The sequence below is a fragment of the Flagellimonas aurea genome (assembly GCF_017313785.1).
GTDB classification, from domain to species: domain Bacteria; phylum Bacteroidota; class Bacteroidia; order Flavobacteriales; family Flavobacteriaceae; genus Flagellimonas; species Flagellimonas aurea.
On sequence record NZ_JAFLNL010000009.1, the window covers coordinates 165,461 to 191,507 of the forward strand.

General features: G+C 42.7%; 25 protein-coding genes. 6 read left to right on the forward strand and 19 right to left on the reverse strand.

Annotated features, from left to right (window positions below):
- Positions 1-250: 250 nt before the first annotated feature.
- The 4 genes from J0656_RS15455 to J0656_RS15470 all read right to left on the reverse strand — a co-directional run bounded on the left by J0656_RS15455 (position 251) and on the right by J0656_RS15470 (position 6,114).
- Entirely contained in the window at positions 251-1,789 is a 1,539-nt protein-coding gene (locus J0656_RS15455) for an AsmA family protein (protein ID WP_207035477.1), read from the reverse strand.
- 42 nt (positions 1,790-1,831) lie between these two features.
- Positions 1,832-2,230, reverse strand: coding sequence for an arsenate reductase family protein (locus J0656_RS15460; RefSeq protein WP_237688964.1), 399 nt, complete (start codon positions 2,228-2,230; stop codon positions 1,832-1,834).
- Positions 2,231-2,434: 204 nt separating this feature from the next.
- Entirely contained in the window at positions 2,435-3,943 is a 1,509-nt protein-coding gene (locus J0656_RS15465; RefSeq protein ID WP_207035479.1) for an HmuY family protein, read from the reverse strand.
- A 5-nt stretch (positions 3,944-3,948) separates the two neighbouring features.
- On the reverse strand, positions 3,949-6,114 hold the full coding sequence (locus tag J0656_RS15470) for a TonB-dependent receptor plug domain-containing protein (protein ID WP_207035481.1): 2,166 nt from the start codon (positions 6,112-6,114) through the stop codon (positions 3,949-3,951).
- A 105-nt stretch (positions 6,115-6,219) separates the two neighbouring features.
- On the opposite strand from J0656_RS15470, the gene J0656_RS15475 reads away from it, so the two are divergent.
- Positions 6,220-7,143 (forward strand): DUF6607 family protein, encoded by a 924-nt coding sequence (locus J0656_RS15475; RefSeq protein ID WP_207035483.1) that lies wholly within the window; start codon positions 6,220-6,222, stop codon positions 7,141-7,143.
- On the forward strand, positions 7,127-7,681 hold the full coding sequence (locus tag J0656_RS15480) for an FMN-binding protein (RefSeq protein ID WP_207035485.1): 555 nt from the start codon (positions 7,127-7,129) through the stop codon (positions 7,679-7,681). Before J0656_RS15475 ends, J0656_RS15480 begins: the two co-directional genes overlap by 17 nt.
- A gap of 73 nt (positions 7,682-7,754) precedes the next feature.
- Here J0656_RS15480 and J0656_RS15485 read toward each other — a convergent pair whose 3' ends face one another.
- From J0656_RS15485 to J0656_RS15505, 5 genes are all read right to left on the reverse strand, one after another.
- Complete coding sequence (locus J0656_RS15485; RefSeq protein WP_207035487.1) at positions 7,755-8,480, reverse strand: DUF3307 domain-containing protein; 726 nt, start codon at positions 8,478-8,480, stop codon at positions 7,755-7,757.
- Positions 8,477-9,076: a transcriptional regulator gene (locus J0656_RS15490; RefSeq protein ID WP_207035490.1), complete on the reverse strand. Its 600-nt coding sequence runs from the start codon at positions 9,074-9,076 to the stop codon at positions 8,477-8,479. The genes J0656_RS15485 and J0656_RS15490 overlap by 4 nt, the downstream gene beginning before the upstream one ends.
- Positions 9,077-9,236: 160 nt before the next feature.
- The gene (locus tag J0656_RS15495) at positions 9,237-9,653 is read right to left on the reverse strand and encodes a DUF4890 domain-containing protein (RefSeq protein WP_207035492.1); all 417 of its coding nucleotides are present in this window, start codon (positions 9,651-9,653) and stop codon (positions 9,237-9,239) included.
- Between the two features lie 132 nt (positions 9,654-9,785).
- Positions 9,786-9,980: a hypothetical protein gene (locus J0656_RS15500; RefSeq protein ID WP_207035494.1), complete on the reverse strand. Its 195-nt coding sequence runs from the start codon at positions 9,978-9,980 to the stop codon at positions 9,786-9,788.
- 158 nt (positions 9,981-10,138) lie between these two features.
- On the reverse strand, positions 10,139-12,640 hold the full coding sequence (locus J0656_RS15505) for a zinc-dependent metalloprotease (protein WP_207035496.1): 2,502 nt from the start codon (positions 12,638-12,640) through the stop codon (positions 10,139-10,141).
- Between the two features lie 266 nt (positions 12,641-12,906).
- On the opposite strand from J0656_RS15505, the gene J0656_RS15510 reads away from it, so the two are divergent.
- Positions 12,907-13,614, forward strand: coding sequence for a hypothetical protein (locus tag J0656_RS15510; RefSeq protein ID WP_207035498.1), 708 nt, complete (start codon positions 12,907-12,909; stop codon positions 13,612-13,614).
- Between the two features lie 459 nt (positions 13,615-14,073).
- On the opposite strand, the gene J0656_RS15515 is transcribed toward J0656_RS15510, so the two are convergent.
- The 8 genes from J0656_RS15515 to J0656_RS15535 form a co-directional block, all read right to left on the reverse strand.
- A complete protein-coding gene (locus J0656_RS15515; RefSeq protein ID WP_207035500.1) occupies positions 14,074-15,504 on the reverse strand; it encodes an SLC13 family permease in 1,431 nt (476 codons plus the stop codon).
- A 93-nt stretch (positions 15,505-15,597) separates the two neighbouring features.
- On the reverse strand, positions 15,598-15,798 hold the full coding sequence (locus J0656_RS20375) for a hypothetical protein (protein WP_335622056.1): 201 nt from the start codon (positions 15,796-15,798) through the stop codon (positions 15,598-15,600).
- Positions 15,799-15,908: 110 nt separating this feature from the next.
- On the reverse strand, positions 15,909-16,058 hold the full coding sequence (locus J0656_RS20210; protein ID WP_237688965.1) for a hypothetical protein: 150 nt from the start codon (positions 16,056-16,058) through the stop codon (positions 15,909-15,911).
- Between the two features lie 53 nt (positions 16,059-16,111).
- Complete coding sequence (locus J0656_RS20215; RefSeq protein ID WP_237688966.1) at positions 16,112-17,647, reverse strand: TonB-dependent receptor plug domain-containing protein; 1,536 nt, start codon at positions 17,645-17,647, stop codon at positions 16,112-16,114.
- A 9-nt stretch (positions 17,648-17,656) separates the two neighbouring features.
- Complete coding sequence (locus J0656_RS20220) at positions 17,657-18,550, reverse strand: TonB-dependent receptor (RefSeq protein ID WP_237688967.1); 894 nt, start codon at positions 18,548-18,550, stop codon at positions 17,657-17,659.
- A gap of 158 nt (positions 18,551-18,708) precedes the next feature.
- A complete protein-coding gene (lysS, locus tag J0656_RS15525) occupies positions 18,709-20,400 on the reverse strand; it encodes a lysine--tRNA ligase (protein ID WP_207035502.1) in 1,692 nt (563 codons plus the stop codon).
- Positions 20,401-20,466: 66 nt separating this feature from the next.
- The gene (locus tag J0656_RS15530; protein ID WP_207035504.1) at positions 20,467-21,009 is read right to left on the reverse strand and encodes a thioredoxin family protein; all 543 of its coding nucleotides are present in this window, start codon (positions 21,007-21,009) and stop codon (positions 20,467-20,469) included.
- Between the two features lie 100 nt (positions 21,010-21,109).
- Entirely contained in the window at positions 21,110-22,150 is a 1,041-nt protein-coding gene (locus J0656_RS15535; protein ID WP_207035506.1) for a response regulator transcription factor, read from the reverse strand.
- Positions 22,151-22,240: 90 nt separating this feature from the next.
- Here J0656_RS15535 and J0656_RS15540 point away from each other — a divergent pair, with 90 nt between their 5' ends.
- From J0656_RS15540 to lipB, 3 genes are read left to right on the forward strand one after another with little or no spacing between them, the layout of a single operon-like run.
- The gene (locus J0656_RS15540; protein ID WP_207035507.1) at positions 22,241-22,396 is read left to right on the forward strand and encodes a YqaE/Pmp3 family membrane protein; all 156 of its coding nucleotides are present in this window, start codon (positions 22,241-22,243) and stop codon (positions 22,394-22,396) included.
- 7 nt (positions 22,397-22,403) lie between these two features.
- Positions 22,404-23,141 (forward strand): hypothetical protein, encoded by a 738-nt coding sequence (locus J0656_RS15545; protein WP_207035509.1) that lies wholly within the window; start codon positions 22,404-22,406, stop codon positions 23,139-23,141.
- Positions 23,142-23,173: 32 nt separating this feature from the next.
- Positions 23,174-23,890: a lipoyl(octanoyl) transferase LipB gene (lipB, locus tag J0656_RS15550; RefSeq protein ID WP_207035511.1), complete on the forward strand. Its 717-nt coding sequence runs from the start codon at positions 23,174-23,176 to the stop codon at positions 23,888-23,890.
- A gap of 82 nt (positions 23,891-23,972) precedes the next feature.
- Here the strand turns inward: lipB and J0656_RS15555 are convergent, their stop codons facing one another.
- Together J0656_RS15555 and J0656_RS15560 are read right to left on the reverse strand one after the other, a co-directional pair.
- Entirely contained in the window at positions 23,973-24,665 is a 693-nt protein-coding gene (locus J0656_RS15555; protein WP_207035514.1) for a TapB family protein, read from the reverse strand.
- Positions 24,666-24,679: 14 nt separating this feature from the next.
- Positions 24,680-25,996 (reverse strand): OmpA family protein, encoded by a 1,317-nt coding sequence (locus tag J0656_RS15560; protein WP_207035516.1) that lies wholly within the window; start codon positions 25,994-25,996, stop codon positions 24,680-24,682.
- Positions 25,997-26,047: the final 51 nt, after the last annotated feature.

Consider the following 26,047-nt stretch of genomic DNA (forward strand, 5'->3'; position numbering starts at 1 on the left):
GGGCTGTGAACGGCAAATTATTAATTCCCAGCAAATTACCATTACGGAAAAACCTTAAAAAAACTAGGGGTTTTCTACAATTTGCAATAAACAGTTGACAATTATCAATTTTTTGGGTTAAGGGTTAAGGATGGAAAGGAAAAAGGTGAAGGGTTTACAGTAAGGAGTTAACAGTTGAAAATGGAGAATGATTTTTTGTGCGTAAAAGCATACTTTCTAACCAATAACCAATAACCAATAACCAAAAACCTCAGTCCTTTTTCTTGCCGCGTCCCATCATAGTGTCGACCAAGCCTTCTTTTAGGTTGATCCATAAATAATTGAAGAAAGATTTCGTCTGGTTGCGCTCTACCTTAAAATCTCCGTGGCGAAAGCCGTCCGCATCCGTTTTTTCACCCTTTTTGGTAAACAGGTTCACAACGGCGGTAAGGATTTTGTTTACGCCCAATCCATCTTTTTTTAGTACGGTGAACTCAAAATCATCATACTTCATCTTCATATCGCCCTGCGACTCCAGTTCGTTGCCACTGATCGTAAAATACATTTGCTGAATGGTGCCCGTGACCTCTGCATTGAGGTTGGTCTTTAAAAACGGGTTAATGCTCTCCGACTTAAAATTGGACAGCGAGCCTTTGGCCAAAAAGCGGTTGGCCTTGTTTTGGGGGTCAAAACTCCACTCCAAACTAAACGGACCGTTGTCCATCAATTTGGCGTTGATGTCTATGGCTACATCGCCCTTACCTTGGGTGTGCAGGTTGCTGATGGTGGCCTGAATATCGGCAAACCTCAATTCTTCGGGTTCCACATCGGCCTCCAACCGCTCTTGGTAGGTGATGAGCCCCTCGGAAATACCAATGGAATCCACTTGCAGGTCCATTTTTAACTCGCGGAGCGCCTGGTTGTACAGTTTTTTATGGGTGGTATCGTCGGGCAACAGCTTGTCGCGGTACACATGAAAAATGGGTTTCCGCAATTGCATTTCGCCCAAGTGAAAGTAGGGCAGGTCGTTCTCGAAGCCGAAATCCCAATCGGTCAACGAAATGTCATCAATGTTGAGGTTGTAATGGTCATGCTCCACCTGTAACCGTCGGGAAAGTTCCGATTTGCTGTATTTGGTGCGCAACACAAACTGTTGAAATCCGCCAGCATCGGGCGTTAGCTGCATCCGTTCAAATTGGATAAACTCCAAAGCGCTCATGCTGTAGTAGCCTTTTTTGGTGCTCAGCTCGTAGGTACCGAAGGCAAAGGGGATATTTTCTTGAGCGGTCTCTTTATCAAATTTGATATCGGAAAGGGTAAAGTCGATGCCCTTCACAGTGGCCGTGCTGTCGGCAGTTTTGTTCAACATATGAAACGTCCCGTTTTGGATGCTCAAGGTACTGACGGTATAGGTTTTGGAAGGGTCTTGTTTCTCTTTTTTTGAGGTAGTGTCTTTTTCCGTTTGATGATAAACGACCTTGGGAGCTTCGAGGCTTATCTCACCAATGGTAATATCCCCATTTTGAAGCAAAGGGATGTATTCCAGACCCGATACGGTAACAGAGTTAGCCTTGAAATCGATGTTTTGCTCCGAGTTGTTGGCGCTCACATCGCTCAGGCTGATTTTTCCCAAAAGTACGTTGGTGCTTACATCACCATAGGTGAGGTTGAGTTCTGCAGGCACTTTTTCCTTTAGTATGGACTTTACCTTGTGGGTGAAGAACCATTGTGCCGCAATGCCCATCAAAATCAAAACTAAGAGGATAATGACGGTTATTTTCAGGTAGCGGGAGACTTTGCGTTGCGGCATAAGTGTATTAATGTTATGTTTAATAGATATGGGAGGGAAGGCCTAATCTTCTTCCTCCAAAAAGGGCACTACCTCCGAGGGGGTGTCAATCTGTATTGCTTTGTCCCCGTTCACAATGATGGGTTGCGTTACCACCTTGGGGTTGTTCTCCAATACCTTTAGCCAATCATCCTCGCGTTTTAGGTCAGAATTTTCGCCATATTCCTTTATAAAATCTGCATGATCGGTATTTATAAGCCCCCTGATGGGTTTGTTCAAAAGTTCGGCCAGTTCCACCCATTGGGTAGCGGTTACCTTTGTTTTGCAAAGGTCTACGTTCAGCACTTCTTTATTGCTGGATTTAAGGTAGGCAAAGGTTTGTTGCCCTTTATTGGTATTGCCGTTGTAGAACAATTGTATTTTTCGATTATCTGTTGCTATTACTCCCATGTCGTCCTTCATTTTGATGTCTTTTAAATAAAGTAAGCGCTTTTTGGTGTTTTGCCTTAACGCTATCGATTTTTTTAGTGTCGTAAAAGAGGATAAAAAAAAGCGGGACCACTGGCCCCGCTCCTCACACAAACTAACTCAAACTGAACCACTCAGGATAATGGGATAACAAAAGGTAGTATGGGTCCAGTGTTGAGCATCTGAATAAATGAATCGTTACAGGCGTTCATAGGTAAACTGGTAGTGCCCCCTTTCGCCTTCCGTGCTTTTATAATCCGTAAAATCGAATTTGTAGTAGTTTCCATCGGCATCTTTTAGCACGTAGTACACATTTTCGTTGATCACACCATTAAAGGCATCTCTCCAGCCACTGCCCACAACAGCTCTGTTGTCAAATACAAATGCGGATTCGTCCACATCGCCCATGGTAAAGTTGGAGTAGGTGGGAACATCCCCTTCAATGGTCACCTGGTAGAGTCCCACATTGCCCAATGTATTGTGGAGCACGTAGTCGGAATAGGTAAGCCCGGCAACCAAGCCGCCAGAATCTCCGTAGTAAGAGAATACTCCGCTAAGGTTGATGTCCCATTGGTCTTTGTTGGGCTCTACGCTAATGGTTTCGCCGTTGGTCAAACTAAAAGCGGTAAGGTTGTAGGCAGCGTCTTTGGATATTGTCACTTCATTGTACGACTCGGTTTCGGCCAATTCTGCATATTGAATGGTGTAGCTGTTACCATCGCTCAATACCCTGACCTTCATGTACCCTCTTTGGTCGCCAGTAGTTGCGATGCTCCCTGTTTCTGCTGGCTTCGTTGGAATTTCGTATCCCAAACTAAGGATGTACACATAGTTTTCCGTTGCAGTGGTGGATACCTCGGAGAAAGCGGTCCCCTCCAAGGTGCCTTCGGCATTGTCGGTAAAGGAAATGCCTTCGTCCAAATTTCCGTATTGATAATAGCCTACGGGCAAACCTTCCAAAAGTTCGGACACGGTGCCTACAGTTACGGCTTCTGGCTGAAACATGGCGTTAAGACCTGTCAATTCCATCGGTTCGGGAAGGTCGCTAGCTTCTGTAATAGCAAGTAAATCGGTTTCACCTGTTATTTCAACGGCAGATACGGCCAAGGCTGGATTTAAGAACACGCGGTTTTCAGTTCCATTGTAGAACGCAATTTCCCAAGTGTCGCGGCGCACGGCCGTCTGGGTCGCGGAGCTAAAATCAAAATAGACCTGATTGGGTATGTTGGACCCACCGTTTTCGGAATCGATTATACCGTTTGTGGATGCGATAGGGGTAAAGCTCACCAAAGCAGATGCTTTGGCCCCCTGTTTCCAATCCGTTTGATCAAAACTGCCAATGGAAAAGGTCACCGATTTTGTGGAACCTTCAATGGCATTGGACAATTTGTTGAAGGTAAAAGAGGCGCTATGGTCCCCTTTTGCCACTGCAACGGCAATGGTTCCCGACTCTCCATCGGGGGTAGTCGTAAAATCCGTTCCATATTCCGCATTGGTAGCTGTGTAGGCAATGCTAATGGTTCCCGCTTCCGATGCAGGTCTGGAAAAGTTGAGCTGAACATCAACGGAGGTGTCCTTTTCGGTGGTGCTTACGGTCTCACTGTTGAAGTTTACCGTGAAGTCTATCAGGTCTTGGCCCTCATCGTCGCTACAGGAGCTGATGACGAGCAAAAGTGCGATTGCTTTTAAAATGATTGTTTTTCTCATTGGTTTTAATTGAAATTTAGATTGTATAATAGTTTTAGGTAATATGATCTTCCATTGCCGAACAAACGGCTTGGAGCGCCTCCACTTCCGTGGGCTCCCGTGGGGGTGTCCGAGGCATTCACTCGAACAATGTCGAAGATGTTCCGTGCGCCCAGGGTAAGGCTTAAGTTTTTGGTAATATGGGTCCGTGCTGAGGCATCCATCCATGTGAAATCATCGGTTTGGCCCACTTCGGTACCATCCGAGCCGCTTTGTACAATCTGGGTTCTTCCCGTGTACTTGAGTTGTGCGGACAGGGTGGTGTTGATTGATGGAACCGTATAGCTCAAGGCTGATTGTAGATTGAAACTCCACAGGTAATCGCTGTTGTCTTCCGTAGATTCGTCCACCGTGGTGGAAGCACCCAGATACGTCATCCCCAAAGAGGCCTGCCAACGGTTCATGGTTAGGGAATTCTCTAAAGAGAAGCCTAATATTCTGGAACGGTCCACATTATCAAAAGTGAACAGGTTACGGTCCTGCTCGTCCACATCAATAACTGAGGCTATTTTTCCGTCAATATCAAAATAGTAGGATTTTAGGGCGGTTTTGAGCATACTTGTGTCGGACAGCCTAAATTTTTCTTCTACGTTCAAGAAAAGTGAAATACCATCTTCGGGCTCTAGTTCGGGATTCCCCTGAACATTGTGGTTGGAGTCCACAAAGTAGAAAAAGAGCTCCTCAAAATTGGGTGCCCTAAAGGCGGAACCGAACACAGCTTTTATTTTGAAGGTGTTGCTGATGTCGTAGGTAGAGGAGAGGGACCAAATCAATTTGTTGCCGAATTGGGAGTTGTTGGTGAATCGGGCTCCTGGGAAGATGGAAAATCTGTTGGTTAAGTTAAAATCCGCCACCCCAAAGAAATCGTAGTTTTCCAACGTGTTTTCCACCACATCGCTGGAATATGCGCCCGTGGCAATGGCATCAAAACCTGTTTGATGGTTAAACTCATACCCCAGTTGCAGATTTAAGAAATCCGATTTGGGGACCATATTGCTCACAAAGCCCTTGGAGTACCATATTTCACTGGATTGACTTAAATCGTCGGCGATAACGGATTCGATTCCCTGCTCGAGGATATTGTATACATATTGTTTGTAATAGCGCTTTTGGGTTTGATGGGACACGGACAGGTTGTAGACCGTTGACCCTTTGATGGGACCTGTAACATTAAGGTTGTTCATGAGGCGCTCCGTGTCAAAATTTTCATCCAAGGCGGTGGGCCTTACCATCCCCGTGTTACTGTCCAGCCTACCGTTTATATAATGGTTGTACACTGGAACGGATTCATCGTAGTATTGGATCTTGTAAAAGATGTTGTGTTTGCCCAGCGATGTATTCAGGTTGCCATAAGCCGTCAATTGCTCCTTGGGATTCCACTCCATCCCGCGGAGACTATCGTTTACCACCGCATTATCCTGAATGTTCACATAGTTTTTTCCGCGGTAACCATTAAAAAAACCAGCATTGTCGTTTCGGGAACCCCCGATGGCAATACTGGTCTTATCACTCAATTGATGGCTAAGTTTTACGTTTTGGATATGTCGGCCTTCATCAAAAAGGGCATATTCGCTGCCTACGGTCTCTTCTTGTACGGATAACTGCAATTGCCATTTGTGGTTATTGTTCAATCCGCGTTTGCTCACAATATTGATAACGCCTGCCACGGCATTGTCTCCGTAAAGCACCCCCATGGATCCTTCCACGATTTCTATCCGTTCCACATCCTCCAAATTGATCTGGGTAATGTCGATGTTGTTCCCCATACCATTGTCGCTGGCCATGGGAATACCATCGATGAGCACTTTTACATACTGTCCGTCCAATCCGAACATACTAATGGTGGAACGGCCCGTGGAGGGGTCCGGCGTAACGGTAATATTGAGATTATAGTTAAGAATGTCGGCCAAATTGTTTCCAGCTACCTTGGCAATGTCCTTTTGATCTAGAACGCCCACAGCGAACAATTTTTTGCTCAGCGACATTACTTTGCTCTCGCCTGTCAATACCACTTCGTCCAATTGTTGCATGGACAATGAGTCTTTTTGAGTGGTTTTTGATTCTTGCGCAAGTCCGAACAAGGAGAAAAGTAAGGTTAAAAATGGGAGATTGATATTTTTATTTAGACTCATTCTAATTAATTTATGAGGGCAAATATATATTTTATTTTTATTTAATCTAAATAAGTTTATTATTTTTGACCAGAACATTTTTAAAACAATCTAACACGAACCGATATGAAGAATTTTATGGTACCCTTGCTGGTTGTGGGTTTAACAACCATTGGCGCAACCGCGCAAGAAAAAAAAGAGCTGGACCGCGAAGCTATTTTGGACATGTGCGGCTGCTACGAAGTCAGTTTTAAGTACACGGAAACCTTTGCGCCCGAGATTGATTACGAGAAACATTTGGACTATACTTCCAGTGCTCTGGAACTGGCCCTGCCCATAGAAGAGGGAGACGATAAAATTTCCTTGCAGCACTTGTTGGTGCTCAACGATACTATGGTAATCAAACACTGGAGACAGGATTGGTTGTATGAAAACCAGAAGATTTTCCATTATGATAAGGACAATAATTGGGTGTTCAGTGAGCTTCCTGCAGAGGAGGTAAAGGGACAATGGACACAAAAAGTATATCAAGTGGACGATAGTCCCAGATATGCAGGTTCCTCTACCTGGGTCCATTTTGATGGAAAGCATTATTGGGAAAACCAAAGTGATTCTCCACTACCGCGTAGGGAATATTCCAAAAGAAGCGATTACAACGTGATGAGCCGTGGAAACAGGCAGGAAATCACGACTACAGGATGGGTGCACGAACAGGACAATGACAAAATTATCCGTAAAGATGGTAAGGAAGATGTTTTGTTGGCACAAGAGAAAGGATACAATACCTATGTTAAGGTAGCCGATGAGCGCTGCAAAGCTGCCAAGGATTGGTGGAAGAAGAACAAGGATTTTTGGGCCACTGCCCGTGATGCTTGGGATGAAGTATATGAAAGGGAAGGGGATTTGACCTTGTTGAAACAGGTCGATGGTCAACCGTTGTTCATGCACTTTTACGGTCTGGAGAAAGAAAACGCGGATAAAGCTGAGATTTTGGAGACCATCAACAAGTTTATAGCGGACAAAAACACAAAGCATGTTGAAGGGCAGTAGATTTCACTTTTTTAGTGGTTTGATTATAGCTTCCACCTTGCTGCTCTTTAGTTTTAGGGCGGACAAGATATCGGACAGGCTGCAGGAAAAAATCAATACCGCTATTCAGGGGACGTATGAAGTCGATGAATTCTCCATGGACCTGATGAATGTCTCTGACAATTTGAACGGAAAAACTCCTTCAGAATTGGGAGGGGAAAATTTGTTCAGGATTACTGCTGGGGAGAAAAAATTGGGATATGTGTATGTGGGGGTTGCCCCTAGTTTAAAGAAAACGTTCGACTATGTGGTTTTGCTCAATCCCGACCTAAGCGTGAAAAAATCCAAAATATTGATTTACCGAGAAGATCATGGCCGCCAGGTGGGAAGCCAGCGTTGGTTGAAACAGTTTATCGGAAGAAAATCGGGGGAGAAACTGGTGTATGGTAAAGATATCGATGGGATTTCGGGTGCCACGGTCTCTGCAAAATCCATGACCCTAGCGGTAAACAACGTATTGGAAAGCCTTCAAATTCTAAAGAACAACAACTTTTTTTAAGCAAGTGTTTCGATTCAATTAGTGCAGAAAAGGCCATTCTTTATAGGATGGCTTTTTCGTTTTTTGGTAGTGGCTAAAGCTGTTCGGCCAAATACATATAAAACGTACCCGATAGGATGGCCAGACCAAAGCTTAATAGTGTACCAATAAGTACGTACTCGGTCAATTTTCTGTTCTTGCCCTTGTTGAGGTCACCAAAACGGAACACGGATTTGGCTGCGATCAATAGACCGATGGCAGCCCATTGCTGCATCAAAATAAAACCAAACACAAAGAGCCTTTCCAGCATCCCGATATAGGTTCCTGCATTTTTTAGCGAGCCTCCTTCCTCGGATACATCGTTCTTCGCAATTTCATCAATGTACGGAGCCAACAACATTCGCATTATAATACCTGATACGTAGGTGACGAACACCAAAAAAGTAATCAGTAGTAGGGTGTTTTCTGTCAACAAATTGCTGAAATCCAGCGGGAACGGTTCTATCCAATACAGCACCGCACCAAGGACCAAAAGATGCAATACTTGATCTAAGACGAATAGCCAGCGATAATTTTTTGCGTTGGTCAGGGATAATTTGCCCAAGTCGATAAGGAAGTGAGTCACTACAATAACCAAAATTGGTAGAATGTGTTGAAATTGTAGGATAATCAATAGAGCCAGTAGATGCACCCCAATATGAAAATAGAGGTATTTGGACCGTCCCTTTTTCTCCAATTTATCCTCTACCCAATGTGCTGGTTGGAGTACAAAGTCTCCAATAAAGTGGGCAAGTATAAGTTTTAGGGCCAAAATCATCATAATTGGGCGAGTTGTGCTTTGTAAAAATGAATCATTTTTTTGACTTCATCAAATCCAGCCTTGTTCAATTCTTCGCTAATGTTCCCTTGTGATTTGTTGAGTAGCGATGCCAGTTCTTTTTGATTCATTTCTGGGTTGTCCATGGTACATTGCACAGTTCTGGAGATTGCCGGTGTCCAATCGTCCATGGTCAAGAGGGCCAATTCCAGTAATAGATTGATAAGCTCATCAAATTTCTCGTTGGGGGTTTTAATGCCCAGATTCTGTTTTTTGAGGTTTTCAAAACATTCACCGGAGTTTATAAATGCGGGACCATTGGATTCTGTGATTTTTGGTGAATCATAATTTTTTTCGCCCAATCCAATGGATATCCTAACATCCAATTGGCGAATTTGTTTGATGCACGCTTTTATGTAGATAGCAGCTTCCAGCGCATTTTCTGGTGTGCACTGCAGTTGAAAACTGTCACCACGATAAATTTCCCAATCCTTTGGTTCCTTACCGTATTTGGAAAGTGAACTCTTTAAAAGAGGAAGCCATTTATTGGCCTTGTGTTCCGAGGAGTTTTTAATGTCCCCTGTGAGTATCGCTATCATGATAATTATAAAAATCTGCTTATCAGTAGATATTCAAATATATCTGTAAAATAGCAGATAAACAAATATATCTGTAAAATAGCAGATAAATTTTAAGTACATATAAAAAAGAAACCGCGACCATGGCTGGCGCGGCTTCTTAAATCAACAAAAAACACTATCATCTTCTCCTTCTTTCCTGCATTTTTTTCTTGCCATGCATTTTTTTGCGATTGGAGAACTTTTTCCAAGTCTCATACTGTTCTGTGTCCAGTATTGTTCTCATTTTTTCCTGCATTGCGATTTGACGGTCCAAACGTGCGTTTTGCATTTCAAATCTTTCTTCGGGAGTGGTTTTTTCCCATTCACCACTCTCTCTTGCCGCTTTCACCTCTGCCCATTTTTCTTTTCCAAACTGGGCCTTTTCCAAATTGATTTTGTATATCTGATTTTGTTGATCCTCGGTTAGGTCCAATGCCAAGGTCATATGCTTTGTCTGCAATGTGGCCATTTGTTCCGCGGTCATGTCCATTTTGTGACCTTTTCGCATTTTGGGACCATCATGTCTTTGGGCGGCCATGCTTACTGTTGTTGGCATAACCAATAAAATTGCTTCAAATTGTTCAATTTTTTAATGATTTGTTCCTTGGACATCTGCTTGATCCAAAAGGTTTAATCATCAATAGATAGTTTGTGAAGCTTTTAACAGTAAAAAAGTGTGTTGTGAAAATTACTTGAGCTCTTCCTCGGGGGTTGTTTTTTCAGAATCATCGGAATACTCATCTTCATCCTCAAAATGAGTTTCAACGTAAGTTTTGGAATTTAAATCATCTTTAAATTTATCGTGTTCCTCTATCAAATAGTAGGAAGTAGAAGCTGCCACGAAACAGTAAAAGTAGATTAAGCTTTTTGTCTTGTAGTTCATGAATGTGAGATTTGGATTACTAAAGTAGTGAAAACAACTGGCAATCTCACGTATATGTTGTGAAAGGACTTCTAAGGGATGCGTACTTAAAAAAAAGCAAGGTGTGATCGATGAACGGTAACGATCACACCTTGCAGGTACTTTTTGTTTAAAAATGCCTATTTCGTAGGCTCCAAAATAAGGTCAATGCGCTCCATTGCATCTTGCAAATGATAACGGCTCATGGTATCCGAAATTCTGGCAAGACCACCTCTGATATCGCTTTTTAAATTGTTGAGTTCAGCACGGGCTACCGAGCGAATATCCGACTGGCTGGTGTTGATAGGGGTTGATTTTCTGTAACCACCAAAATCAGGTTGTTTGCTTTGACCTTCGGCAGTCATCAAGTATTCCAAACGATCAATATGTGCTTTTTGAAGATTTCTACGGTAGGTGTCAATGGTTTTTCCACTTCGTGTCTCGGACCAGATTCCCCTACGAAGGTCGCGCATCATCTCTACCAATCCGTAAGCTTCATCGCCGTTCAAGGTTTCATTTTCGATGATTCGGGCCAATTTGCCCAAATGCAACATGGTGTTCAAGTATCGTTCTTGTGTTGCGCGGATTCGTTCTATGGAACCGGAATATTGTATCTTATTTAAAATATTTTGGTCTATCAACCACTCCGGGGTCTCAAAGAGTTGCTCTTGCATAAACTCCATAGCGTCCTTTTGATGCTTCTTGCCCACATAGGTGTATACTGCACCTTCTTGGTCTGCAGTTTTGTGGTATTCATAAACACCTCCAATGTTGTTGGATACATGTCCCATATACCTACTGAACTGTGCCACTACATGACCGTACATGGTCTCCAGGTCGTCATAATTTTCACCGTCTTCGGTGGTCCATTGCATTAAGTTGGGCACAATTCGCTTTAAGTTCTCTATACCATATAAGCTAGCTTTGATGGCATCATCCCCTAAATCTTCGGTTTGTGAACTTGGGTCGTGGATATCGCCTACCTGTTGGTGACCAAATCGGTACATGGGGTCTCCGGCATGTTCCAGGATCCATTCGTTCAAAATAGGTTTTTCTTCTTTGGCCGTTTTGTCCAAAATAGGCTTATATCCCCATTTAATGGCATACTTGTCATAGATACCGATGTTTGGCATCAAAGCAACGCCTTCGTCACCGGGTTGGGCAACATAGTTGAAACGCGCATAATCCATAATGGATGGTGCCGTTCCATATTTTTGGGTAAAACTTGCAGAGCGCAAGGAATCAACGGGGTAGGCTACACTACTCCCCATATTGTGGGGCAATCCAAGTGTGTGTCCAACTTCGTGGGAGGATACAAAACGTATCAGGCGTCCCATAATTTCTTCTTTGAACTGTGTTTTTTGTGCATCTGGATTAATGGCTGCGGTTTGCACAAAATACCATCCACGTAGCAAGCTCATTACATTGTGGTACCAGTTAATGTCCGATTCCAAAATTTCACCGCTCCTTGGGTCGCTCACGTGCGGACCGTTTGCATTTGGAATAGGAGAGGCCAAGTAACGAACCACAGAGTACCTAACATCTTCGGGAGACCATTCTGGGTCTTCTTCGGGTGAAGGAGGGTCTTTGGCAATAATGGCGTTTTTAAAACCTGCCGCTTCAAAGGCTACTTGCCAATCTTCGATACCTTGTTTTATGTATGGAACCCATTCTTTGGGAGTTGCCCTGTCCACGTAGTAAACAATTGGTTTTTTAGGTTCCACCAATTCTCCTGCCTTGTATTTTTCAATGTCCTCTTCCTTTACCTCGAGTCTCCAACGATCTAGGTAGGTAACGGTTTTGCTTTCCTGTGCATCAAGTCCGTAATCCACTTGTCCTCTAGCAAACCATCCTACGCGTCTGTCAAAATAACGGCGTTTCATGGGTTCTTTTGGCAATAAAATCATTGAATTATTGATTTCCAAAGAAATGGATCCCAAACTGGAGTTGCTTGGTGGTTCGTTGGATAGATACGTTTTTACGTGTCTTGCTTCTATGTTCAAAGGGTAACTTTTGATGGATTCGATGTAGCTACGGTCCCCGTCCATTCGGGTCACTTTGTATCTTTTTCGGTACCCATCAGGAAAACCAAGGGCCTTTACGTCATCGGTAAACATAGGGTCGATTTCGATTACCGTTGCAGGGTTCAAGGAATCTTTTTTGTTGATGGCCTTGATGTCGAATGAGAAAAGAACCGGTTCAAAGTTCGAGTTTACCACTGCTTCGTGCACCGGAAGGGAATCTGCCGCTACATTTTCATAAGACGCAACTCGCACCAATACCTTTTTGTCCTTTTTTTCCCAGCGTAGTACCTGTGTATTGATTTTTCCACCACCAAAACCGATGCCTGTGGCTGTTTTGGAGATTCGGCTCACCATTAGCATCTCACGATTGAACAGGGAATCTGGAATTTCGTAGTAACGTTTGTCATCTACAGTATGCACACTGAAGAGACCTTCGTCGGTCTTTGCTTCTTTGGTGATGACCTTATCATAAGGCTTTATATCACCAGGTTTGGATTTGTCCTCCTTTTTTTGTTCGGTCTGTTTCTTTTTCTTTTTGAAAAGTTGGGCGTCAATGTTTTGAACGGTACCCAATAAAATAAAGACTACAAGTAGTCGAGGTAGTAAATTTTTGATCATTATATGTCCGTTTGAATAACTATGAAGATTCAAAGAACCTAAAATTCGTGAGATTTAACTGTTAAATAAATATTAACGGCTGTTTTTTTAACGCTATGCCCCAACCTTTGGGAGTCCTGCCTTTTACTGATGGTTTGGAGGGAATCGCCCCGTATAGCTGGGCTCAACGTACGTTTGGAATTTGTGAAAATTTCCTAAAGACTGTAACATTTCGGGTTTTGGTCAGTCTTATAAGCATATCATCAATCACAAAATTCAATCAAAAAATGAACAAGTTATTATTAATTTATGGTAGTGTATTATTAAGTAGTACCGCCATAGCCAACGACCAACAAAATACCAAAGTTGTCCAGGTACAATCCGAGACACCGGGTAGTTTAGAAAACAGTTTAACCACGTTGAGCATCAGTGCTGAGTTAAACAATTCAACTTCAGAAATGGCAGATTATGCCTGGTATGAATTGAATTTAAATGAAATAGTGTATTTGGAGGAAGAACCAGAGGTACATCTAGGTTTTGATACCTCGGATTATCTTCCTGAAGGTTTTAACCCCTACAAAAGCTATTTTGATTTGAATTCCATCATATTCCTCGAAAACAATGTTGATTCTTCTTTGGGCTTTGATGTCCAAAAGTACTTGCCCGAGAATTTCAACCCCTACACGGATGTGGTGGATGTACATTCCATCAATTATATGGAGGAAGAGGATATGGACCTAGGTTTTGATACCAAAGATTACTTGCCCGAAGCTTTTTCTCCTTACGAGATGTACGTGGATTTAAAATCTATTACCTACTTGGAAGATGAATCTGAGCTGGTATTGGGAATCAATAGCGAGTATTTGTTGCCAGAAGGTTTTGATCCTTACACGGATGTAGTGGCCATCACTTCGGTAAACTACATGGAGGAAGAAGATATGGAACTGGGTTTTGATACTTCCAAGTATCTCCCTGAAAATTTTGATCCATACTAGGATCAATGCAGTAAAATGTTCTCATTTTACAACTTATTTGAGTTAGCTATGAAAACCCCTCGATCGAGGGGTTTTTGTTTGAGTACAATCTCTTGTCTGTTAAGAAAGTCTAATAAATGACTGGTTAACAAAAAAATAACATCAGTAAGTATGATGTGCGTATTTGTAGCAAAACAGCATTTATCGTATAGATAATTCAGTCATTTGGATGTTTTGATAAAATTATTTCAGCAAATAGCGAAAACTGTAAAAAGGAATAGGTCTCCTGAGGTTTTTATTGTGACGTTAACAAAAGACTAATTATAATAATCTTCACAAAAAAGGGTTGTAACTTTGTACCTAACAAAGAGTTACGCTTCGCTTGTCAAAAGTTGAAGCGTTAGTTAAGTTAGTTTCTTACATTTTTTTGAGTTAGTTAGTTTGTGAAAATGCCCTTCCGCCCGGAGGGGCATTTTTGGTTTAGAATAATAACGGAATCACAAACTGGAAAACCAAAATAAGTAAAACAACTGCTATCAGATTCAGGATAACACCAACCCGTGCCATTTCCGGAATTTTTACATAGCCACTGGCAAATACAATAGCGTTTGGGGGTGTTGCCATGGGCAACATAAAGGCACAGCTACTGGCAATGGTAACAGGTATCAACAGGTGGAGCATGGGGATATCCAGACCAATGGCGATACCGGCCACTACGGGCGCCAAAACCGCTACAAGGGCCACATTGCTCATCAATTCGGTCATAAAAAGCATAAGGAAAATCAGCAGTGCAGCAGTAAACAAAACACTTATTTCGCTCTGTGCTATGGCGTTGGCCACCATATCCACAATGCCACTGGTAGACATTCCCTGTGCCAAAGCGAGCCCTCCACCAAAGAGGATTAGAATGCCCCATGCCAGTTTGGATGTATCCTTCCAAGTGATGATAAAATCCCCTTTTTTAATGTTGTACGGAATGGCAAAAAGAGCAATGGCCGCAAAAATGCTGATCATGGTATCCGTAAGCCCTAAACTTGGAAAAATATTGTTGATGAGCGTTCTAAAAATCCATAGGAAAACCGTAACACCAAAAATGACAAGTACCATTTTCTCCTTACCGGATGTTGGGCCCAATTTTTTCAATTCTGTACGGATTACTTCCTTTGAGGCACTAAACTTTAAACCCCGATTGGGGAACATCCATTTGACCAAAACCAAGTAGCAGATTGCAATCATGATGATGGAAAAGGGCAATCCAATGGTCATCCATTTTAAAAAGGAAATTTCGGTGTTGTATTCATTTTCCAACAATCCGATCAAAACCGAGTTGGGCGGCGTCCCTATAACCGTGGCAATTCCACCTGCATTGGCAGAAAACGCGATTCCCAGCATAACGCAAAGGGCAAAGTTTTGATCGTTCTTGGTAAAACCGTCTTCATCGTTTACCAATAAGTTGATCACAGAAATGGCAATAGGAAGCATAACCACTGTACTTGCCGTATTACTGATCCACATGCTAAGGGTGGCAGTGGCGATCATGAAACCTAGAATCACTTTGTTGGGCGTGGTACCGGTAAGTCGTATGATGTTGAGTGCTATCCTGCGGTGCAGGTTTACCTTTTCCAGCGCAAGGGCCATTACAAATCCGCCAAAGAAGAGAAAAACGATGGGGCTTCCATAGTTGGCACCTACCTCCGCAATCGGCAATACTTTCAAAATGGGTAATAGGAGCAATGGCAAGAGGGCGGTCACCGAAATAGATACAGCCTCGGTTATCCACCAGATTAGCATCCAAGCGGCAATCGATATTACGGGGTCGCCTTTTTCTGACACCATTTCAAAAGGCAATAGGTTCAGTATGAGGAATACAATCGGTCCTAGGACCAAACCAATTTTTTTGCTTAGTTCCATTGGGGTTCTAAGCTATGCTTTTTTATGAAAAGATAAAAATAATGAAGCCCCGCGAAGGGGCTTCAAGATTAAATTTTGATAAAAAGGATAGTGTTATTGGATTTTGAACGTCAATCTACCAAAAACATACCTACCGTTTTGTCCAAACTGCACAGATCTTCTCGAATAGATAAACCTTCCATCCGATCTAAAAGCAGGGTCGTTCTTGTCCGGATAAACATCCAAAAGGTTGTTTGCACCGATGGTAAGTGTTGCGCTCTTCGTGAAGCTATAGCCTATGGTAAGGTCGGTCACTATTTTTGCACCGAATGTGTAGTCGATTGTTGGGTCAACTTCGTTGGTAGCTTCCCGAACCTCTCCAAAATAACCGTTCCTTAAAAAGAAACTCCAATTGTCCCCAACTTTTAGGTTGTGAGACAGGTTCTCCTTTGTGGTGGGAACGGCGGATTCCAGATAGATTCTGCTTGTCGGGTCAAATAGGTGTCGCTCAGCCCTGCATCGGCGATTGCCTCAGGAACTTTTACTTTTTCTACGGTTGTTTCGGATACTGTCATGGCCAATGTATTGGTCAGGGAAACATTGTCCGAGATGTTTGCTTTATGGTCTACTACAAAACAAAATCCAAACCTTTGGTTTGTGTGTCCACAGAGTTGGCAAAGAAGGCAGCTTGGGTGGCATTGGCCTGTTGGAAAAGATTGGCCAACTCGGCATTTCCGTTATCATCGAACTGACCTGTGAGGATTACACGGTCATCTATGTTGATGAGAAATCCGTCCAAGGTAAACTTTAAGTTGGCACTGGGCACCCTTGCGGTGAATCCAGCCGTGGCACCTACCGAAGTTTCTTCTTTCAAAGGTTCAATGCCCAACAATCGGGCAACTCTGGAGGTGTTTGCAAAAGTGCCAACCTCTTGAGGACCATCTCCATTAAATATTGTAGATACAGAATTAAAATGTATTTGATGTAATGAAGGAGCTCTAAAGCCCGTTTGTCCGCCACCTCTAAAATTGAAGTTTTCCGAAATTTTCAATCGTGTAGCAATCTTAAAGTTCAAGGTTCCTCCAAAATCAGAGAAATTCTCGTATCTCACAGCTCCGCTGAGTAAAATGGATTCGGTGAAATCGGCCTCCACATCAAAATAACCGGCAATGGTATTTCTGAAGGCGTTGACTTCGTTCTCTGGTTTGAAGCCTGGAAATACTTGAATCCCACTATCCCGAGTGTTTCCAAAAAAGTCTGTAGGCACCATTGAATCTGGATCAGTGGGATCGTGAGGATTGCCCAGTGTATTGTATTGGGTGTATGAGATTTCTTCACCAGCAATAATACCATAGTTTTCCACACGATACTCGGCGCCAAAGGCAATGTTCAATCCTGCCATGGTATCTTCATAAAAGCAGCTCATATCAAAATTCGTTGTGTTTTCACTATAGTTGAACCCGCCTGAATTTGCTTCAAAGGGAGTTGCATTTTCCATTGAAGCATTGTTGGAATTGGTAACATAATACATAAACTCGTTTTTTCCGTAGGAATTGCTAAAGTCCACATTCCAATCCCCGATCATTCCCTTGATGCCAAAAGCGGCGGACTTGTCCACAATGTTGGAATTGATTTCCGGCAAAAAGCCGTTGGGATAAGCAGGGGTATAGGTGCGCGACTGGTTTGGCAAACGGTAAAAACCACCGGCATTACCATTTTTGAAGCTCAATCCGCCAAATCCATAAATTTCCAAGTTTTCATCCAACGGAATGGATAGGTTGGCAAAGAACTGTGCTCCCCTAAGTTTGGATTGACCAACTCGCATGTTGAAATCGCTCCGTTGTAAACCTCTTGCTGCAAGTTCTTCCTGGGTTACATTATTGCCGGCGATACCATTCACAATATCATCATTGTTGTAAGTTAGCGAGGATAAAATTCCAGCTTGAGAATTAACTCCATCATTTATTCCAAAAATTTCTTCAAAAGTATTGGCATTGTTAATTGCATTGATGGTCTCTTGACTAAAATAGCTTACTTGAGAAGCATTTTGTTGAACATCAGAAATGTCATTGTCCAGAAGCTTGGAGACATCATATCCTGCCTCATTTGCTACTCTTTCTATTGCATTTGCTGCATGAAAAATAGAACCTTCCCATTCCTGCATACGGTTGGTCTATCCGCGGTGGCTAAAATTACCGGTAAAGTTGATAAACCCACCATCTTTCCCAATAGGCAATCCGTAATTCAGTCCGAGACATACTTTTTCACCATCGATTTTCTTTTGTGGACTATGCTCGCTGGTAAAATGGGCTCCGGTGTTCACATCTACCTGCAATTCGTTCACGGTTTTCTTCAAAAAGATATTGATGACCCCTGCAATGGCATCGGAACCATACTGGGCTGCAGCACCGTCCCTCAAAATTTCTATTCTGGAGATGGAGTTGGAAGGAATGGTGGTCATATCGGTACCCACACTTCCCCGACCAAATGTTCCATTTACGTTGACCAATCCTGTTTTATGCCTTCTTTTTCCGTTGATGAGAACCAATATTTGGTCAGGCCCGAGTCCGCGCAAAGCAGCGGGGGCAATATGGTCCGTACCGTCAGAAATGGTCTGTGGATTGGAAGTGAACGACGGTGCCGCGTAGTTCAGGATTTCGGTGACCGTGACCTGAGGAGCGGATTGTACCAGTTCTGTTACATCCAGCACATCTACCGGCACTGGCGAGTCGGTAGAGGTTCGGTTGGCGTTTCTAGATCCAACCACTACAACATTTTCCAGTTCGAGTCCGGCTTGTAGTGTAACGTCCAATGTGTTGCCGGTTACGGTCGCTTCTTGCGTGTTGAATCCGACGTAGGAAAATACCAAGATGTCTCCGGTGCTAGCTTCAATTGAATAGTTGCCATCAAAGTCGGTGATGGCTCCCGTGGTTGTTCCTTTAACTTGGACCGAAGCTCCCGGTAAGGGTACGTTTTGGTCGTCATAGACCGTTCCTGTTACCTCTTGTGCCATTCCGGTAAACGATACCAACAGCACGAAAAGGAATGTTAATTTCATTCTTTTCATATAAGTAGATTTTAGTAAGATTAGTGGGGTAAGCTGCTGGAAATCTTCCTCCGTTAGGGAAGAAAATCGGGGGTAAGATAGAAATTTTTTTAAAAACGAAACCCCTGAACCTATTTTGAGGCCCAGGGGTTTGTATTTAATGAGGATAAGATTTTATGCTATCCTGTATATTTTACCAAAAGATCACTTTCTGTTTTCTCTATTTTGATAAGCCCGTGTTTGGATAGGCTCTTAGTGCTCTTGTCCCATTTTTTACCGCTCAAACCAGCTTTGTCCTTAAGGTCGGCCAAGGACATTTCTCCTTGAGGCCTAAGAATGTCCACGATGGTTTTTTCTTCCTCGGTCAACTCTACTTTTTTCTTCTCTGGACGCATTTGAGGGAAGAACAATACTTCTTGAATGGAGGAATTGTTTGTCATCAACATCACCAAACGGTCGATTCCAATTCCGATTCCCGAGGTTGGGGGCATACCGTATTCGAGGGCACGCAAGAAATCCTGGTCGATGAACATGGCTTCGTCATCTCCTTTTTCCGAGAGTTTCAATTGATCTTCAAAACGCTCGCGTTGATCAATTGGGTCGTTTAACTCGGAGTAGGCATTGGCCAGTTCCTTGCCGTTTACCATCAATTCAAAACGTTCTGTAAGCCTTGGGTTGGTTCGGTGCTCTTTCGTCAACGGACTCATTTCCTTTGGATAGTCAATAATGAAAGTTGGTTGAATGTAGTGGTGCTCACATTTTTCACCAAAGATCTCATCTATCAATTTACCGATGCCCATGGTATCATCAACTTCAATACCCAATTTTGTGGCCACTTCGCGAAGCTCATCTTCCTCCATTTCGGAAACATCATATCCGGTATGGATCTTTATAGCTTCCAAAATAGGGACCCTTGGGTAAGGCGCCTTGAATTCAATTTCGTGATTTCCAACTTTTACTTTGGAACTTCCCGTGGCGTCGATAGCTACTTTTTCCAATAGCTCCTCGGTGGTATCCATCATCCAGTTGTAGTCCTTGTAGGCTACATAGAGTTCCATTACGGTGAACTCTGGATTGTGGGTACGGTCCATTCCCTCGTTACGGAAATCCTTGGCAAATTCATAAACGCCATCAAATCCGCCGACAATCAATCTTTTTAGGTACAGTTCGTTGGCGATTCGCAGGTACAAGGGCACGTTCAACGCATTGTGGTGCGTTAAGAACGGACGTGCGGCCGCTCCACCGGGAATCGGCTGTAAAATCGGTGTTTCTACTTCCAAGTATCCTTTTTGGTTGTAAAATTCCCGTATACTGGTGGTAATCTTTGTTCTTTTGATGAACGTGTCCTTAACGTGTGGATTCACTACCAAATCCACATAACGTTGACGGTACCGTAACTCCGGGTCATTGAAAGCATCGTATACTTTTCCCTCATCGTTTACCTTTGGTAAGGGCAATGGCCTTAGACTTTTGCTCAAAAGCGAAAAGTTTTTTACCATCACGGTTTTCTCACCGACTTGTGTTTTGAACAGCTCTCCTTCAATACCGATAATGTCCCCGATGTCCAACAATTTTTTGTACACATCATTGTACAAGGTTTTATCATCATCCGGACAAATTTCATCACGGTTAAAGTAAACTTGGATACGGCCCTCGCTGTCTTGAAGTTCGGCAAAGGAAGCCTTTCCTTGAATTCTGCGTGACATCAATCTACCGGAAATAACCACTTTCTTTCCTTCTTCAAAATCATTCTTGATGCTCTTGGAAGTGGCATCAACAGGATACAATGCTGCGGGATATGGGTCGATGCCCAATTCCCTGAGTTTGGTCAATTTTTCCCTTCGAACGATCTCTTGTTCCGATAGTTGCATAGTCTGTAAAAAATTTAAAGCGCAAAATTACACTTTTGCGCTTTTAAATCCTTGCGTTGGCCCAACTTAATATGCATAATTGGGTACGTAGTCCTTTTGAAAAATGATTTGGGCCATGTCTTCCTCCAAAGTTTCCAGCGGACTTTCCACGATTCGGTTGACTTCCTTGCCATCCTTAAAAAAGATGATGGTGGGTACTTTGATGATGTCCAATCCTTTTTCTTCGCCCGAGGGGCTGGTTTTATAATGTTCCTTGCGATAGTCCAATGCTATGATTTCCAATTGTTCCATTGGGAAATCTGCAGCTTCCAATATTTTAATGAATTTTGGGCTTTCCCGTTTGCTGTCCCCGCACCAAGTGCCCAAAAATAGTTTGATGTTGTACCCCGCCAGTTTTTCCTTGAATAGTGCAACCATAGTTTCGTCAGGGTTATAGCTCTCATATCTGTTTTGAAACCAGTTGCCGTAGGGTTGTGATCGTAACCCTTCCAAATTGATTTGTCCCACCAAAAATTGTAGGCCGTTTTCCGTTTTGATTTCCTTGTTGAATTGCTGTGCCATAGCTCCGAAAGTGCAAAGCAAAAGGAGTGTTGCCAAAAGTTGTTTCATGATTTACTGTGATTTATGGTTTGATGGCCAAATTCACCAAAATCTGTGATGGACGTATGTTGTGGACGTTGGATATTGGTACTAGACCGGGGGTTGAATTTTATTTTTTGAAGCGGAGTGCCATCTCTTCGCGGGAAGTGATGCCCAACTTTTTGTACAAATTGTTGATGTGTGTTTTTATCGTGCTTACACTTACAAAAAGTTCCGAGGCAATTTCCTTATTGGTCTTGTTTTCCAAAATCAGGTTGACGATTTTTTGCTCTTGCGGGGTAAGTTTTTCAAGTAATTCAGAAGAACTCTTTTTCCTTTTTCTAATCAAGAACAATACATTTCCCAATATGGAAACTGCCAAAAGTGCGATGATGGTCCGGTTCCATTTACTGGATTTTGGGCGACTGAAACTTGCCAATTCCTTATCAGTAGCTATTTCGGCTTGGTACTGTTTGGTGAATTCTGCGTTGGGGTAGGTGTTGGCCAATCTTTCCGATAGACCCTCGTAATAATCGTTGGTAGTAAGGTCTTCGAGATAAAACTTAAAGGTTTCGTTCCTTTTGTCGGATAAAAAATCGTAGATGTAAAGTTCGGCCAAGGGTTCGCCAGTCTCTTTTCCAAAACTGTGCAAGGTTTTGAACCATTTGTCCAAGTTCAATTTTTTGTTGGCTTCGCTAGGATAGTGGGCAAAATCGTAGGCCATATGCTCTTTTAGCCCTGCAACCTCTAAAAGTAGGCCCGATTTTGGGTTAGTGGACGTTATGGTGCAAAGTGATTGGTCCTCGAACGAGGTCGGGAACTCTAAGGTGTCGGTATTGTTGGCTATAAAAAGGACACTTTTGCTATTGTTGCAGCGGCCTAAAAAATGATTGTTGCCCGTATTGTCCGAACAGCCATCCAAATGGATGCGATAGATGCGGTTTTGGTCATTGAGGTTGTTGCCCTCAAAGGAAAAATGACCCAAGGAGTCCACCTCAGATTTTTGTACAATTTGGTCCAAGTATACTCGCCCAGATTTTCGGTAATCCTCGACCAATGACAGGTAAATTGAATTACCATTGTTCTCTGCGGAAACTTGGCCCGAAAAATGGTATTGCCCTAAAAGGACATGTGCTTGTGCCAGAAATAAGAAAAGGAAGAAAAACCGCATTTTTTACCCGATTTTGGCTAAAAATAGCGCTTTCTGTAACAAAACATGTATTTGGGCTACCTATAAGTATCATCAATCAAAATCAAAAAAATGAGTATCTGGAGAGTTTTGTTGGCTATTTTTTTCCCTCCCTTGTCGGTCATCGGAAAAGGTTGTGGGTCTTTTCTTATTGTATTACTTTTAACCCTGTGTGGTTGGGTTCCCGGAGTAATCGGGGCCTTGGTCATACTAAACAACACTAACTAAATATTTTATGAAAAAAGTCCAAATCTTGCTATTGGCAATGTTGATTGCCCTTGCCAGTGCATGTAATTTTACCGAAGAAATACACATTAATGAAGATGGTTCTGGGAAACTGTCCATAAATTTTGATGGTTCCGAGATGATGGAAATGGCCGGGGAAGAAATGGCCAAAACAAATGAGAAACCAATAGATTCCATAATTTCCTTTAAGGATTTTTTGGAAGAGAAAAAAGATAGTATTGCCCAATTGCCTATTGAAGAACAAGAAAAGTTGAAAAAACTGGAACCGTTCAATATGCGCATGGTGATGAATCCTGAAAAAAAGGAGATGATGTTCGATTTGTACAGCGAGTTTAAAAATGTAAGTGAGGTAAACGATGCCTTTGGAGCTTTTCAAGATGCAAGTTCCATTGGAGGCAAATCTAATCCTCAACAAGGCCCGATGAAGCCCGCCGAGCAACCAACCGAAGTAGATTATTCGTTCAGCAAGAACAAGTTTTCCAGAAAGGCCAAAATTGTGGATCAAGAGTTGTTCCAACAGCAATTGGATAGCTTACAGGGGGCGGAGATGTTCCTATCTGGGTCTACGTATACATTAAAATACCACTTCCCTAAAAAGATAAAATCAACCACTGCGGAAGAAGCGACCTTTAGTCAAGATGGTAAAACCTTGATCTATGAGGTGAACTTTATGGAGTTGATGAAGAATCCTTCAGTCTTGGATTTGGAGGTGGAACTGGAGAAATAGTTTTCCATTCCCATGCTTCGTATCTTTGTGGCATGAACAAGAAAGTTACTTTACAAGATCTAGGATTAAAAGATTATAAGGACACTTGGGATTACCAAGAGCTTCTGTTTAAGAACATTGTGGACACCAAGGTTCGCAACCGACGGGAGGATACCGGCTTTGAGACCCCCAATCACTTTTTGTTTGTGGAACATCCGCATGTGTATACCTTGGGAAAGAGTGGTGACATCAACAATTTGTTGGTGGACGAAAATAAACTTGCCGAAAAGGGTGCTACTTTCTACAAGATTAACCGCGGTGGTGATATTACCTACCATGGCCCGGGTCAAGTGGTGGGATACCCAATTTTGGATCTGGACAACTTCTTTACCGATATCCATAAATACCTACGCTTTTTAGAGGAAATGGTGATTCTCACCTTGGCCGACTACGGTCTTAAGGCGGAACGTTCCCAAGGCGAAACTGGAGTTTGGTTGGATGTCGGCACTCCCTTTGCCCGAAAAATATGTGCCATGGGTGTACGTGCCAGTCGTTGGGTGACCATGCATGGGTTTGCCCTGAACGTAAATACCGACTTGGGCTATTTTGATATGATGATTCCCTGTGGCATCAAGGACAAGGCGGTTACTTCCTTAAATGTGGAACTTGGACAAAAGCAAGTGGATATGGAGGGGGTGAAGCAAAAACTGCTCCAACATTTTAGCACACTTTTTGAGGCCGAGTTGGTCAAGGAAAGGGCAGGGGTCTAACTTTGAGGACATATTTTAGAATTAGATAACAAAAAACCGAGGTGTGAGCCTCGGTTTTTCTGTTTTATAAAATAAAATTTAGCTATTTGCTATACTGGGTCAATACCATGCTGCCCATTAATTTTCCGTTTTTGTTGTAGGATTCCTGTTTGATCATGCCAACTCCTTCGGCCAGCCAAATACGGGAAGGGAAGGTCTGGTTGGTCATCATCATTTTGGTTTTGGTCTCGCTGTAGATTACATAACAGTCAAAAGTTCCGGCAGGGGTGGTCACATTTTCCTGTTTTTCAACTTTTCGGTTCAAAGTCTCAATATTGGTGTTCATGTTGATGCCTCCGCTCATTTTCATTTTCACCTCCATATTGGCATCCGGAAGTTCCTGTCCTACGGAAAGATTGTTTGGCAATTCCACATCGGTACCGGAGATATCCATTTCTACATCGCCCATTTGGCTGAGCATCTGCTCGTTCATCAAGGATTTAAAATCAATTTTTATCACATCGCCTTCACAGGTAACTTCATAGTCGGAGGTGTAGGTTCTTCCCTTTTTGTCCGTCATTTCCATCATCATTGTGGCGTTGGTGCTGCTGCCACCACTTTGTACATCTGTTACCTTGTAGGTGATTTGGCCATCCTCTTTACCTTTTTTATCATAATTGGTATACTGGAAATTGGCTCCGTCAACCAACGGGTAATAACTGCTACAATTGGATTGAGCTTGGGAATGATGGGCCGCAAAAAGAGCGATTAGACCTAATACTATATATTTTTTCATGGTTTTTAGTGTTGTTACTTTTTGATGAATTCTACTCTTCGATTTTGAGCTTTGCCTTGGGCCGAATTGTTGTCGGCCACAGGTTCCGCTTCTCCTTTTCCTTCGGAACTTAGTCTATCCGGAGAGATACCGTACACGGATACCAATGCCTTTTTTACAGCTTCGGCCCTGTTTTTGGAAAGAGATAGATTACTTTCATCCGAACCATCTGAATCTGTATGCCCAACAATATTTAGTTTGATGGAGCTATCTTGTGTCAATACTTGGGAAATCTGTCTGATGATACCCATGGATTGGGGCAGAATATCGGCCGAACCGGAATTGAATAGAATGCCATTGGTTGAAATTTTTCCTTCGGATATCAATTTTCTGCGAAGATCTACACCGCCTTCAGCTATTTTAAGGTTGCTGATCAATACTTGCTCCTGTTTTTTTTGCGTATCGATACCGTTCACATAAAACTTTACATAATTCATCAATTCGGGTTTTACGATAAATTGGGGCAGGTCCACAATCTTTGTTTCATTGAGCCAAAGTCTGTACCTATTTTTATTGACGGCAATGGAAACATGGACAATGTCTTGGTAAACTTCCCGGAGATCTTGTTGTAGGGTATTGGCAATAGGGGCTGGATCACCATTAAATTTATTTTCCACCCGGACTCCAATGTCAATGTATTGACAAAAATTAAGTTTGGCCACCACATGGTTTTCTTTTGTGGTAAGCCCAGGTGTTTCGGAAAGATAAATTCCCAAAATTGCACCTGAGCCGGTATTCCTAGTTAAGTTGGTGGCTTTCAAATCGAATTCCATGGTGAAATCTTCAGGAAGTTTGCTCCCAATATTTGGTAAGGTTATGCTTTTGTTGGCAATGGAGTACCATTTATCGGGCAACGTGCCTAAGGTAACTACTTCCCCCGACCCGTTTGTGTTCCATTTTGATGGGAAGTCTCCCATAAAATCGTCATTGAAATCATCGTAAAAAATAGGCTTGTCCCCTGGAACGTAATCAAATTTACTGTAAACTTCTATGGTTTTGGGACCGGCCGTAACAGGCCCAGTGGATGTGCCGTTTTCGTCTACCGTGCCACCAGGATTCCCATTTCCTTGCGGATTTCCTGGAGATTGTTTTCCTCCCGAGCCAGGTTCCAGGATACTGTCCAGAGCTTGGTCTGTCTTTTTTGAGGTCTCTTTTTCTACTCGTCTTTCAACTGTACGCTCAGCTGCTTTTTCCGCTTTCTTGGCCAATTTTTTGAAAAACTGTGCTTCTCCGGTGGTACCCATCAATAGGGCAAAGGACAAACAGTAGAATAGTTTGTTTGAGGTTTTCATTTAGTACTGTTTTTAGTTGTTGATTAAGCAATTCTATCCAAACTACTAAAA